This window comes from Mesorhizobium sp. P2_A12, assembly GCF_056405075.1.
In genome coordinates this window covers 128363-142263 of record NZ_JBFUCU010000004.1, presented here as the reverse complement: position 1 = coordinate 142263, position 13901 = coordinate 128363, and the positions used below count along the sequence as shown (strand labels likewise).

16 protein-coding genes are annotated in these 13901 nt (G+C 64.1%); 3 read left to right on the top strand and 13 right to left on the bottom strand.

Features of this window, described 5'->3' with window-relative positions; all coding sequences use genetic code 11:
* Together sdhC and AC1DZU_RS10950 are read right to left on the bottom strand one after the other, a co-directional pair.
* Positions 1 to 405 (bottom strand): succinate dehydrogenase, cytochrome b556 subunit, encoded by a 405-nt coding sequence (sdhC, locus tag AC1DZU_RS10955; protein WP_477284478.1) that lies wholly within the window; start codon positions 403 to 405, stop codon positions 1 to 3.
* A gap of 286 nt (positions 406 to 691) precedes the next feature.
* Complete coding sequence (locus AC1DZU_RS10950; protein WP_477284476.1) at positions 692 to 1030, bottom strand: hypothetical protein; 339 nt, start codon at positions 1028 to 1030, stop codon at positions 692 to 694.
* Between the two features lie 252 nt (positions 1031 to 1282).
* Here AC1DZU_RS10950 and AC1DZU_RS10945 point away from each other — a divergent pair, with 252 nt between their 5' ends.
* Entirely contained in the window at positions 1283 to 1645 is a 363-nt protein-coding gene (locus AC1DZU_RS10945; protein ID WP_477284474.1) for a hypothetical protein, read from the top strand.
* Between the two features lie 7 nt (positions 1646 to 1652).
* Here AC1DZU_RS10945 and AC1DZU_RS10940 read toward each other — a convergent pair whose 3' ends face one another.
* The 9 genes from AC1DZU_RS10940 to rplS form a co-directional block, all read right to left on the bottom strand.
* Entirely contained in the window at positions 1653 to 2849 is a 1197-nt protein-coding gene (locus AC1DZU_RS10940; RefSeq protein ID WP_477284472.1) for a GGDEF domain-containing protein, read from the bottom strand.
* A 76-nt stretch (positions 2850 to 2925) separates the two neighbouring features.
* Positions 2926 to 4122 carry a GGDEF domain-containing protein gene (locus AC1DZU_RS10935; RefSeq protein WP_477284469.1) on the bottom strand — a complete coding sequence of 399 codons (1197 nt, stop codon included), beginning with the start codon at positions 4120 to 4122 and terminating at the stop codon, positions 2926 to 2928.
* Between the two features lie 162 nt (positions 4123 to 4284).
* On the bottom strand, positions 4285 to 5694 hold the full coding sequence (leuC, locus tag AC1DZU_RS10930; RefSeq protein ID WP_477284467.1) for a 3-isopropylmalate dehydratase large subunit: 1410 nt from the start codon (positions 5692 to 5694) through the stop codon (positions 4285 to 4287).
* A 270-nt stretch (positions 5695 to 5964) separates the two neighbouring features.
* On the bottom strand, positions 5965 to 6600 hold the full coding sequence (locus AC1DZU_RS10925) for a class I SAM-dependent DNA methyltransferase (RefSeq protein WP_477284465.1): 636 nt from the start codon (positions 6598 to 6600) through the stop codon (positions 5965 to 5967).
* Positions 6601 to 6657: 57 nt separating this feature from the next.
* Positions 6658 to 7467 carry an amino acid ABC transporter permease gene (locus AC1DZU_RS10920; protein WP_477284463.1) on the bottom strand — a complete coding sequence of 270 codons (810 nt, stop codon included), beginning with the start codon at positions 7465 to 7467 and terminating at the stop codon, positions 6658 to 6660.
* Between the two features lie 263 nt (positions 7468 to 7730).
* Positions 7731 to 8528 (bottom strand): transporter substrate-binding domain-containing protein, encoded by a 798-nt coding sequence (locus tag AC1DZU_RS10915; RefSeq protein ID WP_477284461.1) that lies wholly within the window; start codon positions 8526 to 8528, stop codon positions 7731 to 7733.
* Between the two features lie 176 nt (positions 8529 to 8704).
* The gene (locus AC1DZU_RS10910) at positions 8705 to 9190 is read right to left on the bottom strand and encodes a MarR family winged helix-turn-helix transcriptional regulator (protein WP_477284459.1); all 486 of its coding nucleotides are present in this window, start codon (positions 9188 to 9190) and stop codon (positions 8705 to 8707) included.
* On the bottom strand, positions 9187 to 9621 hold the full coding sequence (locus tag AC1DZU_RS10905; RefSeq protein ID WP_477284457.1) for an organic hydroperoxide resistance protein: 435 nt from the start codon (positions 9619 to 9621) through the stop codon (positions 9187 to 9189). The genes AC1DZU_RS10910 and AC1DZU_RS10905 overlap by 4 nt, the downstream gene beginning before the upstream one ends.
* Positions 9622 to 9765: 144 nt before the next feature.
* On the bottom strand, positions 9766 to 10311 hold the full coding sequence (gene rplS / locus AC1DZU_RS10900; protein ID WP_477284455.1) for a 50S ribosomal protein L19: 546 nt from the start codon (positions 10309 to 10311) through the stop codon (positions 9766 to 9768).
* A 327-nt stretch (positions 10312 to 10638) separates the two neighbouring features.
* Between rplS and AC1DZU_RS10895 the strand changes: the two genes are divergently transcribed.
* Positions 10639 to 11391: a sulfite exporter TauE/SafE family protein gene (locus AC1DZU_RS10895; RefSeq protein ID WP_477284453.1), complete on the top strand. Its 753-nt coding sequence runs from the start codon at positions 10639 to 10641 to the stop codon at positions 11389 to 11391.
* Here AC1DZU_RS10895 and trmD read toward each other — a convergent pair.
* Both trmD and rimM read right to left on the bottom strand, forming a co-directional pair.
* The gene (gene trmD / locus AC1DZU_RS10890; RefSeq protein ID WP_477284451.1) at positions 11373 to 12071 is read right to left on the bottom strand and encodes a tRNA (guanosine(37)-N1)-methyltransferase TrmD; all 699 of its coding nucleotides are present in this window, start codon (positions 12069 to 12071) and stop codon (positions 11373 to 11375) included. The two genes, AC1DZU_RS10895 and trmD, sit on opposite strands and share 19 nt — an antisense overlap.
* The gene (gene rimM / locus AC1DZU_RS10885) at positions 12068 to 12667 is read right to left on the bottom strand and encodes a ribosome maturation factor RimM (protein WP_184872595.1); all 600 of its coding nucleotides are present in this window, start codon (positions 12665 to 12667) and stop codon (positions 12068 to 12070) included. The genes trmD and rimM overlap by 4 nt, the downstream gene beginning before the upstream one ends.
* Before the next feature lie 225 nt (positions 12668 to 12892).
* On the opposite strand from rimM, the gene AC1DZU_RS10880 reads away from it, so the two are divergent.
* Positions 12893 to 13831 carry a tyrosine recombinase XerC gene (locus AC1DZU_RS10880; RefSeq protein ID WP_477285417.1) on the top strand — a complete coding sequence of 313 codons (939 nt, stop codon included), beginning with the start codon at positions 12893 to 12895 and terminating at the stop codon, positions 13829 to 13831.
* The last annotated feature ends 70 nt before the right edge of the window (positions 13832 to 13901 follow it).

Here is a 13901-nt window from a genome sequence, read left to right as displayed (position 1 = left end):
TCAGGCTCCCCGCGCCATATAGCCGGCGATCCAGATCAGCAGCGTGAGCAGGATCGAGCCGGCCAGCGTCGCCCAGGCGATCTTCGAGGCGGTGTGCTTCTCGAGGCCGGCGCCGGTGTCCCATACCAGGTGGCGCACACCACCCAGCATGTGGTGCATCAGCGCCCAGGTGTAGCCGAAAAGGATCAGCCGGCCGAGCCAGGTGCCGAAGGCCCAATTTACCCAGTCGAACGTCGCCTGCGAGCTTGCCGCCGCCATCAGCCATATGGCGACCAGCAGCGTACCGAAATAGAGCGCGCCGCCGGTGATGCGATGGATGATCGACATCGTCATGGTGATCGGCGGCCGGTACACGGTCAGGTGCGGCGAAAGTGGTCTTGCGCGGGTGGCTGGTGATTTGCTCATGGCTCCCCCAGTTCGGCGTCCCTGGAGCCTCAGGTGGAAATGCGGCATTGCCGCTTCCGGATGCGACTTCGGACAGCCGGTTTCTAATGCTCTTTTTGCACCGCGTCAAAGCCAGAAAACCGTTTCGAAAACGTAATTTAGTCTGACTAAAAGGTAGGCGCGAGCTTCAATCGATTAGGGGTGATTGGCCCGAAGCCGGCTCGCTATCGCTGCAGTGCAACACACCGGTCCGACATAGCCCCCAAGCCGCCGTTTGCAGGCCGGCCTCACCTGAATGTCAATGCACCTAGCGCTTGCAGGTCACCGGCGTCGACCCAGCCTTCATCACCAGCGCTTCGCGGCCATCGATCACAATCGCGTCATGCGCCTGCTGGTAACGGCTGTTCTGGTTGGCCGGCGAGGCCTGCAGATCCTCGCTGGTACCGTCGGAACCGAGAACATGGACCGAGGTGCCGAGATTCTCGATGGTCATCCTGCCGCCATCGGCGCAATTGTAGGTGGCGGTGCGCGGCTGCGGCGCGGACACATCGGTGACGGCGGCTTTCGGAGGATTTGACACACAGGCCATGGCGACCAGAAGCGGCGACAGGGTAAGCGTCACCCGAAACGTCCGGCCTGGCGCCATATGCTGTCCCTCCCGCGCGGCAAACTGGCCACGATGCGTTGCTAAGATCAAGATCGTCAGACGCCGAGCTTGACGCCGGCGGCGATGGTGCGGCCAAGCATGGCCGAAAGATGGCCATCGGGTTTTCCACCCAGTCGGATATTAACCATGTTTACCGAGACATCGCCGCGGAACGCGCCCGCCTCTTAACAAAGGTTAAGAAAAGGTTAATTTCTGATTCGAGGAGGCTTTCCTCTAAACAAGGAGGACGCCATGCGTTCGAACTCGGGAAGAATGCGCCTTGCGGCGCTCATCGTGGCGGCTTCCGCCGTTGGCCTGGCAGCGCCAGCGCTTGCCGGCGCACGCCACCAGGACCGCGTCTACGCCGATTCGTTCGGCAATCTCGTCATCGACAGCGCCGCCGGCTACAAGCGCATCCTGGTCGGCGAAGGCAAATTGGCCAAGCAGCTGTCCGACTACACCAGCGCCGGCCAGCCGAAGGTGATCTACGAGAACGAATCGGACGAAATCACCGGCTCTGGCGATTGCTACCGGCCGCCGGTGTTCGTGAAGGGCCGCAGCTATATGTACGGGCTTGCCGATGGCGAGATGCCCGAGCTCAGCCCCTGCCAGTGATCCGTATCTAACCAGCGCTGGCTGTAATCTCTCTTCCGCCGGCCGGTCCGGCGGAAACACGCACACAATCGCGCCCGGCATTCTTCGCCTGGTAAAGTGCCTGGTCGGCGCGCCGCATCAGCCCGGCAAAATCCTCGCTCGCATGAAGCTCGGCGACGCCAAAACTCGCCGTGCAGCGATTGTCCACCGGCAGTCCGTCGATGGGCAGCGCGCCGAAGGCGCTACGCGTGCCTTCGGCGAACAGCCGGGCGGCGGCAAGGTTGGTTCCCGGCAGGATGATGGCGAACTCCTCGCCGCCGATGCGGCCGGCGACATGGTGGCCGTCGGCGGCCTCGCGCAGGAAACCGGCAAAGCTTTCGATCACCCGGTCGCCGGACGCATGGCCGAAGCTGTCGTTGACGCTCTTGAAATGATCGAGATCGGCGATGACCAGCGCGACCGGCACGCCTTGCCGCACGGCGCCCAGCACTGCCAGCTCAGCGTGGCGGGCGAAGCCGCCGCGGTTGAGCAGGCGCGAAAGCGTGTCCGTCTCCGACCTCGACGTCACCTCGGCGAGCACGTCGCGAACCAGGATGGCCAGAATCAGCAGCGCCAGCGCCAGGCCAAAGACGGTGCCGAGCGACTGCGACACCAGCGCGTAGTTGCTTTGCAGATAGGCCTGCGGGTTGGCGCCCCAACCGCCGAGCGCATGCGCGATGAACGGCTTTGAGGCAAACTGCAGCCCGCTCGCCACCAGCACCGCCATCAGCATGCGGTCGAGACGGGCGTGCCTTTGCCTCGACGACCAGACGATCACGAGACCGATGAATTGCATGACGGCATAGGGAAGCTGGTAGGCCATCATGCGGGCCAGCGACTGGCGCGGCAGGTCCTGCACGAAATACACCGCGACAGAGGTGGCGACGAGGAAGAACAGCATCTGCTTCCACGGCGGCGCCACGCCGTATTTGTGCGCCAGCCCACCATTGAAGGCGATGGTGGCGCCAAGGAACACCGCGAAGGCGGCAACGACTACCGGCCGCGCATTGTCGAAGGCGGGGATGCTGAATTCGATGGCGAAATACACCATGCCCAGCAGATAGCCGAATGCCAGCCAGCGTGGCGCGGCGCGGCCGGCCTCATGCAACGCGACCGCGATGAAGGAAGCCGCCAGCAGGCCGGCGACCGAAACATTGATCAACAGGATGAAGTTGGCGCCGCTCATAATCTTCCCGAACCCGCGCCGACAGCTAAGCATCGAGCGGCGAAGAAGACGTTAACGCTGGCGCGGCGGGCCGGGATCAGCCCACCTTGAGAGGCTCCGGCACGAACATTGTTTCCGGGCGCTCGTAGGACAGACGCACGCTGTCGCGGCCATTCTTCTTGGCCTTGTAGAGCGCATCGTCGGCACGGCGCATCAGCGGCTCCAGCGCCTCGTCGCCGCTGCGGGCAGCCACGCCGAAGCTGGCTGTCACCTTGGTGCCGGCAGGAAGCCCGTCGACCTGGCCGGCCGAATAGACCGTGCGCACGGCCTCGGCGAACAGCCGCGCGGCGGCGAGATCGCTCAACGGCAGCAGCACGGCAAACTCTTCGCCGCCGATACGCCCGGCAACGCCGCGCGTCCCGGCGGCCAATCGAAGCTTGCCGGCGAAGTCGGCGATCACCCGATCGCCCGCCGCGTGCCCGTGTACGTCGTTGAGCGCCTTGAAATGATCGAGGTCGGCCAGCACCAGCGCGACTGGGAAGCGCGCCGTGGCGCAGTGCCGCAACAGCTGCATGCCCCGCTCCTCGAAGCCGCGGCGATTGAGAAGACCCGAAAGCGGATCGGTATAGGTCTCGGTCTTCAGCGCCTTCATCACGTCAAGTGCCGCGGCGGAGAACAGGCAGAGCGCGATGAGCAGGGACAGCAGTGCATGCGACAGCAGCGCCGTCGTCCAGTAGGACGAGGCATAGAAGCCGTCATAGCTGGTGAAGGGTCCGTGCGCGATGACGACGACAAGGGTGCGCACGAAGAAGTTCAGGCCCGACAGCAGCGACAGCACGAACAGGATGTTTTCGGTCGGGCCATTGCGGCGCACCGGGCGCAGTTCGGCGGCGACCAGAAGACTGATCCCGCCGAAAGCGAAATTCATCGCCAGGATTCGCCAGGTGAGATCCGGCGCGACGAACAGCAGCCAGCAAAACGACGCCAGGCCACCGCCGGCCAGCACGCCGATCCCGATATAGGGCACCTTGCGGCCATAGCGGTGGATGATGGCGCTGGACAGGCAGCAACCGGCAACGGTGAAGCAGATATTCGACGTCAGCTTGGTCAGCTGCATGCCGAAGGGCAAGGTGAAATATTGCAGCAGGAAGCCGACCGCCGAGAGACCGTAGCTGGTCGCCAGCACGGCGAGATATGGGCGGTGGCGTTGATAGGACCATAGCACGAGGAAGGCCGCGCCGAGTGCCAGCGCGATCGTCGGATTGAGCAGCGCTATGAACAGGCCGGTGTCCAAAGGACTGTGACTTCCCCTCGCTTACGTCAGGGAAGACCTTAGGGCGCAAGCCCAAACAAGCAGTTAAGCGAAAGCTGAATATGCAACGGAGCGGATGAAAAGACCCCGGAGCCGCAAGGCGGTCCGGGGTCGCGCATGCGTTCGAAGCCGAAGACTCCGGCGCTATTTCCACTCGCGGATGTCGACGAAGTGACCTGCGATCGCCGCCGCCGCCGCCATCGCCGGCGACACCAAATGGGTGCGGCCCTTGAAGCCTTGCCGGCCTTCGAAATTGCGGTTCGACGTCGAGGCGCAGCGTTCATGCGGCTTCAGCCGGTCGTCATTCATGGCAAGGCACATCGAACAGCCCGGCTCGCGCCAATCGAAGCCGGCGGCGACGAAGATCTTGTCGAGGCCTTCCGCTTCCGCCTGTTCCTTGACCAGGCCGGAGCCCGGCACGATCATCGCATCGACATGCGGGCTGACCGTCTTGCCTTCGACCACCTTGGCGACGGCGCGCAGGTCCTCGATGCGGCCGTTGGTGCAGGAACCGATGAAGACGCGATCAAGCGTGATGTCGGTGATCTTGGTGCCCGGCGTCAGCCCCATATAGTCGAGCGCGCGCTGCTTGGAGGTGCGCTTGTTTTCATCCGAAATATCGTCCGGGTTCGGCACGATGCCTTGCACGGACACGACATCCTCGGGCGAGGAGCCCCAGGAGACGATCGGCGGCAGCTTGGCCGCGTCGAGCACGATCACCTTGTCGAAATGCGCGCCTTCGTCGGACTGCAGCGTCTTCCAGTATTCCAGTGCCGCATCCCAGGCCGCGCCCTTCGGCGCACGCGGCTTGTCCTTGACGTAGGCGAAGGTCGCCTCGTCCGCCGCGATCAGGCCGGCGCGCGCGCCGCCCTCGATCGACATGTTGCAGATCGTCATGCGGCCTTCCATCGACAGCGCACGGATCGCCTCGCCGGCATATTCGATGACATAGCCGGTGCCGCCGGCGGTGCCGATCTCGCCGATGATGGCCAGGATGATGTCCTTGGCGGTGACGCCATCCGGCAACTGGCCGTCGACACGCACCAGCATGTTCTTGGCCTTGCGCTGGATCAGCGTCTGCGTCGCCAGCACATGCTCGACCTCGGACGTACCGATGCCGTGCGCCAGCGCGCCGAAGGCGCCGTGGGTCGAGGTGTGGCTGTCACCGCAGACGATGGTCATGCCGGGCAGCGTAAAGCCCTGCTCCGGGCCGATGATGTGGACGATGCCCTGGCGGATATCGTTTTCGGAATAGTATTCGACACCGAAATCCTTGGCGTTCTTGGCCAGCGCCTCGACCTGGATGCGGCTCTCCTCGTTCTTGATGCCGAACTTGCGCTCGGGCGAGGTCGAGACATTGTGATCGACCACGGCCAGCGTCTTTTCCGGATGCCGGACCTTGCGGCCACTCAGGCGCAAGCCTTCGAAGGCCTGCGGGCTGGTCACTTCATGGACGAGGTGACGGTCGATGTAGAGCAGGCATGTGCCATCGTCCTGGCGGTCGACGACGTGGTCGTCGAAAATCTTGTCGTAGAGGGTGCGCGGTGCGCTCATGTGCGTAAATCCGTCGATATGAGAATGGGAAAGAGCAGATGCCGGATCACCGGTCCAGCGAAACGACCTGGACAGGTGGCCTAGGGTAGTCGGCTGGTCAGTGCGCCGGACACGCGCGCGGAAAAACGCGACGGCAGGCGTTTTCTGTCCTGCAGCACGAACCCCTTATAGGCCGGATCGCCAAAAAGCTCTTCCATGGCGTGGCTCATACCAATGTTTTGGCTTTTCGGCAATTGGAAGCTGCCGTTACAGGACGTAGGTTGCTCGCCCTCACATCACCTCAAAAACGAAGGTCTTCACCAGCGCATCGGGCTCGGCGATCGCGTAGCAGCGGAACCATGGGCTTTGCTCGACCGGCCGCCATGTCTTCGCCTGCTCCAGCTTGTCGAACACGGCCTGGAAGTTGCCGCTCGCAAAAACCTGGTCACGCACGGTGAAGATGGCGTGGCCGCCTTTCCGGGTGATGCGCACCAGCTCATGCAGGCTCGACGCCGGCGCATGGCTGATGGTGAACACGCCGGTTGAGAAGAAGGCGCGGAAATGACAATCCGGCCACGGCAACGGCCCGCCCAGCATCGCTTGCTTCAGCTCGCTGTAGGCATTGCGGCTGCCGGCGATTTTCAGCATGTCGTCGGAGAGGTCGAGCCCGGCAATATCGCCGTAGCCCAGCGCCTGCAACGACGGCCCCGACAGGCCAGTGCCGCAGCCGGCATCAAGCAGCGGCCCTTCGCCCGCCGGCACGTGGCGAGCCACCCAGGCGGTGATCAGGAAAGGCAGCAAATAGCCAAGCGAAGCGGTCTCGCTGTCATAGGTCGCGGCCCATGCCGCATAGGCCTCGGCCAGCGCTTCCGGCGTGTCGGCAGTGTAGACGGAATCCAGCGCCGCATTGGCTTTGTCGACGTTCATGTGACCTCCTCAACGAGACATGCCGACAAGGATCGTAGCGCCGCCCTTGCCCGCACGCTATTCCTCGTGCTGGCGGCGCAACCGGCGTTCCAGCGCCCGCAAGGCCAGCGACAGGCCGACGGTCAGGATGAGATAGATGTAGGCGACGATCGAATAGGTCTCGAAGAAGCGGAACGAGCCGGCGGCATAGACCTTGCCCATCTGCGTGATGTCGGCGACGCCGAGCACCGAGACCAGCGAGGAATCCTTGACCAGGGCGACGAAATCATTGCCGAGCGGCGGCAAGATGGTGCGAATCGCCTGCGGAAACACGATCAGCCGGAAGCGTTGAGCGCGCGTCAGGCCGAGCGCCTTCGCCGCCTCGATCTGGCCCTTCTCGACGGCCTGGATACCTGCGCGAAAAACCTCGGAGATGAAGGCCGAATAGCCGATGGTCAGCGCCATGATGGCGCGCCACAACAGCGACACGTCGCGCACCAGCAACTCGCCCACGAGGCCGGCAGTCTGCAAAGGCGCGGTCAGGGCATTCCAGCCCGCGACGAAGGCCGGCGCGCCGACGAAGGCGATCCAGAACAACAGCACCAGGATGGGCACGCCGCGAATGATCTCGACATAGAAGCGGGCGATCTGGCGGAGCCAGCGCGAGCCCGACAGCCCCATCAGTGCGATGCCGAGGCCAATGGCCGAAGCCAGCACGAAGGCAATCACGGTGACGAAGACCGTGATGCCGATGCCCTTGGCAACGGTGGCAAAGACCTGGGCGTAAAGGTTGCTGGTGGCGACGAAGACGGCCACCGCAATCGCGATGGCCACGGCCACGACCAGCCACCATGGGAAGTCGGATTTTGAGGTAGAAGCGGCCTGCATCAGGCCATGCCGGCGAAGCAGATGTCGGGACGTGCCAAGGCGCCCCCCTCTGTCCTGCCGGACATCTCCCCCTCAAGGGGGGAGATTGGCAGCCTCGACCTCGCCGCCCATTTTTTGGCGTTGGAAATTGGCGAAAGCCAATGCGACATCCGATCTCCCCACTCGAGGGGGAGATGTCCGGCAGGACAGAGGGGGGTGTTCAAGCGCAGAGTCAACGCGAGGATTACCGCGCCATCAGTATGCAATGCGCTCGACAAGAGGGGTTACTGCCCCATCTTGTAGTCAAGGAACCATTTCTTGTTGAGCGTGTCGAACGTGCCGTCGGCCTTGATCGCCGCGATTGCCGCGTTGACAGGCTTCACCAGATCGGAACCCTTCGGAAAGATAAACCCGAAATCCTCGGTACCCAGCGGCCCGCCGATCAGCTTCAGCTTGCCGTCGGAGGCATCGACATAGCCCTTGCCCGCGGTACCGTCGGTCAGGACGACATCGACGTCGCCGGACTTCAACGCCTGCACCGTCGCACCAAAAGTCTCGAACAGTTTGATGCGCGGATTCTGCTCATTGCCGTCGAGCACGCTATAGACGGCGGTGTAGAAGGGCGTCGTGCCGGCCTGGGCGCCGATCAGTCCGTCCTTGAAGGCGCCGAAGGTCTTGGCGTCAGTGAAGCGGCTTTCGTCGCCGCGCACCAGCATGAACTGTTCCGAACGCATATAGGGGTCGGAGAAGTCGACCTTCTGCTTGCGGTCGTCCTTGATGGTGATGCCGGTCATGCCGATGTTGTACTGGTTGTCGGAAACCGCCTGGATCATCGCGTCCCAGGAGGTGTTCTGGTACTCGACTGTGAAGTTCAGCCGTTTGGCGATTTCGTTCATCGCGTCATATTCCCAGCCGATCTGTTTTCCCGTCTTGGCATCGATGAACTGCAGCGGCGGATAGGCGTTCTCGGTCACCACCACCACCTTCTTGCCGCCGAGATCGGGCAGCGCCTGCGCCAAGGCGGCAACGGGTGCAAGCATGAGGGCAAGCAGGCCGGCCAGCAGCAGTTTCGATTTGGTCATGACACACTCCCCGGAAGTGAAAGCGCCCGGACATCGGCCGGGCTTGCAGGAAAATCCGGCGCCGACTTTAGCTTTCCGCAAGCGTCATGCAAGACGGTCCACTGCGTCGGCGCACGTGAAATCGGATTCCATTGCCTTCTATCCGGGGATTCCTGGACGATCGCCGTGGTGTCCCGTCAATCGGCGCTCGCTTCCCGCAAACCGTCGATCAGCCGGGTCAGGGAGTGATGCAGGGATTTCAGCTCGTCGCTATCGAGCGGCGAATGGCACCGCATCGCGGCCGACACCGCCTTGGCGCCCTCGCGCAGTGCTTTGCCCTGAGGCGTCGGTTCGACCAGCACCCGGCGTTCGTCGGCGGCATCGCGCCGGCGCGTGACCAGGCCGTTCGCTTCCAGTCGCTTGAGCAGCGGCGTCAGCGTTGCCGAATCGAGACCCAGCGTGTCGCCGAGTTCACCGACGGTGCGCGGTGCATGCTCCCACAGCGCCAGCATGGTCAGATATTGCGGGTAGGTCAGGCCGAGCGGCTCGAGCAGCGGCCGGTAGAGCCGTGTCATCAGCCCGCTCGCCGAATAGAGCGCGAAGCACAGATGCTGGTCGAGCTTCGGTATCCCGGCGAAATCCGCCGGGATGTCCAGGTGCGAAGAGGTCGTTCTGGTGGTCATGCTGCCTTTGCCGGAAGCGCCGTTGCCGAAAGCGCCACCTCGATGTTGCCCTTGATGGCGTTGGAATAGGGGCAAACCTCATGCGCTGCCGATACAAGCGCTTCCGCCGCCGCCTGATCAAGACCTTTCGTCTCAGCCGCCAGCGAAACGCCGAGCAGGAAACCGCCCTGGCCATTCGGATGCAGGCTGACATTGGCCGTCACCGAGGCATCCTGCAGCGGCAGCTTCTGCTTGCCGGCGATGAAGCGCATGGCGCTTTCGAAGCAGGCGGCATAACCGGCGGCGAAAAGCTGCTCGGGATTGGTGGCGCCGCCCTTGCCGCCAAGTTCCTTCGGCATAGCAAGGTCGAGGCTGAGCAGGCCATCGCTGCTCAGGACGTGGCCGGCGCGGCCGCCGACAGCGCGGGCCTGGGTGGAATACAATGCGGTCATCTCGTGTCTCCATTTATCTTGTGTACGATTGTTTAGTACACGATATAATCGGAGTCAATCGCGAATATCCAGCCAGTGCATCATTCCTGAAAACGAAAAAAGGCGGCCGAAGCCGCCTTTTCTAAAACATGCCTGTCGAAAAACTTATTCGGCTGTCGCGGCTTCCGCGGCCTTGGCTGCCTCAGCCTCGGCGGCTGCCTTCTTCTCGGCTGCTTCCTTGGCGGCCGTCTCGGCGGCCAGAGCCTCGGCGGCTGCCACCTTCTCGGCCTCGATACGGGCCTTCTCGGCGTTCAGCGCATCGCGCTCGTCATCGTTCAGCTTGCGGGCGCGCACGCCGGTGTTTTCCGAAATACGGGCCGACTTGCCGCGACGATCGCGCAGATAGTAGAGCTTGGCGCGACGCACCTTGCCGCGGCGGACGATCTCGACGCCTTCGACCATCGGCGAGTAGACCGGGAACACGCGCTCGACGCCTTCGCCGTAGGAGATCTTGCGGACGGTGAAATTTTCCTGGAAGCCGGAACCGGCGCGGGCGATGACGACGCCCTCATAGGCCTGGACGCGGGTGCGGGTGCCTTCGGTCACGCGGACCTGGACGCGCACGGTGTCGCCGGGCTGGAATTCGGGAAGCTTGCGCTTGGCTTCGATCTTGGCGGCCTGCTCGGCCTCGAGTTGACGGAGGATATCCATCTCAAAAATCCACTTCTTGTTCTTCCGACAGCCAGAGCGTCCGACACTCGCCTCGCAGTTCCAATGACCGCTCGGCTATGCCCTTTATCGAAGACATCGGTGTCCAAGACATCGGGCAGGGGCGACTACACCGTCATTGTTGACGGGTCCGGCAGAATTTTTCTTGCCGGTACGGGCGGGCACATACAGCTATTTCAGCCCTTTGTCACGCCTGAACCTGAGTCTTTTTTGCCCGCATGGCACCATCATAAGCTTCCGGTGCCGGGTTGCGTCCGCGTGCCAGGCTTCCTAAGCCGGGCGCAGCACAGTTTTCCGCGGCGGCCTTCCATGTCCATCTTCGACGCCATCCTGCTTTTCCTGGCGGGCTTTCTGTCAGGCGCCGCCAATGCGGTCGCCGGTGGCGGCACCTTTATCACATTCGGCGCCATGACATTGGTCGGCCTGCCGCCGATCGTTGCCAACGCCACCTCCTCGGTGACGCAGTTTCCCGGCTACATCACCTCGACGCTCGCCTACTGGGATGACATCCGCCATTTCTGGCGTGGCGCATTGCTGCTCTGCATGACCTCGGCGGTCGGCGCGCTGGCCGGTGCGCTGATCCTGCTGGCGCTCGACAATCCGTCGTTTCGCGTTCTGGTGCCGTGGCTGCTGTTGGGCGCAACCGCATTGTTTGCCGCCGGTCCGTGGCTGAAGCCGTTGCCAAGACCCGGACATGAAGCGGCCGTCGGCTCGCTGACCGGGTCGCTGGCGCAGTTCATCACCGCCGTCTATGGCGGCTTCTTCGGCGCCGGCATGGGCGTCATGATGCTGGCGACGCTCGGCCTGACGCAAGCCGGCGACTACCACCGGCTGAACGCGCTGAAGAACATGCTGGCCATTGTCATCGCCGCGGTGGCGATCGTTGTCTTCGTCTCGGGCGGCGTCGTCGCCTGGCCGCAGGCGATCATCATGATCCCGGGCGCCGCGCTGGGCGGCTATGCCGGCGTCTGGATCGCCAAGCGCGTGCCGCAGAACGCGGTGCGCGGCTTCGTCGTCGCGGTCGGCCTGTTCCTCGCCTTCTACTACTTCAGCAAAGGTTGAGCGCCGGGCAGATCCGGCCGCCGCTCTTTCGTCAGCGCCTCGGACTGAGCCCTCCGCCAAGCGGCGATCTTCTTGTGATTACCGGAAATCAGCACTTCGGGAATCTCGCGCCCCTCGAATTCCTGCGGCCGCGTGTAGTGCGGATGTTCGAGCAAGCCGTTCTCGAAACTCTCCTCTTTGCCCGACACCGCGTTGCCCATGACGCCGGGCAACAGCCGCACCACTGCGTCGAGCAGCACAAGGGCCGCCGGCTCACCACCAGAAAGGATGAAATCGCCGATCGAAACCTCTTCCAGTCCTCGCGCCTCGATCAGCCGCTGGTCGACGCCCTCGAAGCGGCCGCACAGGATCACAGCGCCCGGTCCGGCGGCGAGTTCGCGCACGCGCGCCTGCGTCAGCGGCTTGCCGCGCGGGCTCATCAGCAGCCGCGGCCGCGCATCGCCCTCTGGCGAAGCATGGTCGATAGCCCTGGCCAAAACATCGGCGCGCATCACCATGCCGGCGCCACCGCCGGCCGGCGTGTCGTCGACGGTGCGATGGCGATCGGTGGCGAAGTCGCGGATCTGGATCGCTTCCAGCGACCATGTGCCGGCCTCCAGCGCCCGGCCGGCCAGCGACAGGCCGAGCGCGCCCGGAAACATCTCGGGATAAAGCGTCAGCACCGAGGCTTTGAACGTCACCGGTTGCCCCCGGCGTCGCGCGGTCCGCGCGGCCTGCCCTTCGGGTCGAAGTCTTCCTCGCGCGGCGCATCGCCGTCCTCGTCCTCGACCAACCCGGCCGCCGCCGGGTCGACGCGGACAAAGCCCTCGGCGATCGACACATCAGGCACGGCGGCCTGCGTGAACGGGATCAGCACGCCCTTGCGTCCCCCCAATGTCACATCGAGAATGTCGCCGCCGCCGAAATTGTGCACGGCGACGACCTTGCCGATCGCGGCACCGGTATCATCCCGGACCTCCAGCCCGACCAGGTCGGCATGGTAGAATTCGTCCTCCTCGCCATCGTCGGGCAGCATCGAACGGTCGACGAACAACTCGGTGCCGGCGAGCGCCTCGGCGGCGTTGCGGTCGGCAACACCCTTGAAGCGGACGACGACGACGGTGTTGGCGGGCCTGATGTCGATGATCTGGAAGGCGCGGCCGTCCCTGGCATAGAGCGGCCCATAATCGGCCAGCGCCAACGGCTCACCGGTGAAGGTTTTCACCCGCAATTCGCCCTTGATGCCGTGGGCGGCGCCGATCACGGCCATCTGGACAGGGTTCTGGGGCTTGCTCATGGCGCGACATCCTTTGGCTTTGCTCTAACGCTCCCCGATTGTCATTTCAATGACGCGCTCTTCACCGCTTCCTAACCCGGTTGCCGGAAAATGGCCGCCAATGCATGTCTCCCAGAAGTGGTTCCCGGTTTTTGGGATGACGACATGCATAAAGACAAATGCATGTCGCCCAGAAGTGCCTCCGGTTTTGGGGACAACGACATGCGTGAAGATTGGAAGCACGCCATGCAGGAATTCCTCATCCCGGCAAAACCCGATCTCCAGGCGGCGCGTGAAAGCTGGCTGAAAATGCTGGCGCGCGAACGCCGGCTGTCGCCGGAGACCGTCGAGGCCTATGAGCGCGACACGCGGCAGTTCCTGCATTTCCTCACTGGCCATTGTGGCGGCGCGCCCGGCATTTCGGACATCGCCAATCTGCGCCCGGCCGATCTGCGCGGCTTCCTCGCCGCCCGCCGCAACGCCGGCGCCGGCGCCCGTACGCTTGGCCGCGGACTGGCCGGCATCCGCTCGCTGTTGCGGTTCCTCGAACGGCGCGGCCTCGCCAACGCGGCCGGTGCGGCAGCCTTGCGCGCGCCGCGCCAACCCAAATCACTGCCCAAGCCGCTGACGGCGAGCGATGCCAAGCATGTCGTTTCCATCGAAGGTCAACTGGCCGCCGAGCCGTGGATCGCAGCCCGCAATGCCGCCGTGCTGACGCTGCTCTACGGCTCCGGCCTGCGCATTTCCGAGGCGCTCGGCCTCGCCGGTGCCGATCTGGCATTGGCGACCGACACCGTGCTGCGCGTCACCGGCAAGGGCGGCAAGACGCGGCTGGTGCCGGTGCTGCCGGTGGCGCTGCGGGCGATCGCCGAATACCGCCGGCTCTGCCCCTATCATCTCGACCCGAAGGGCCTTTTGTTTCGCGGCGCGCGCGGCGGCCCGCTCAATCCGGCCATCGTCCAGCGCGACATGGCCAAGCTGCGCTCGGCGCTCAACCTGCCCGACACCGCGACGCCGCACGCGCTGCGCCATTCCTTCGCCACGCATCTGCTCGGCCGCGGTGGCGATTTGCGCACCATCCAGGAACTCCTGGGCCACGCCAGCCTGTCGACGACGCAGATCTACACCGGCGTCGACACTGCCAGGCTGCTTGAAATTTATGAGTCTGCCCATCCCCGCGCCTGAGTCAGTGTCAAGCGAACCGGCGCACTGGCCGGTCGAAGACAATTTTGCAGTGCCGATTAACCGTTTTGCC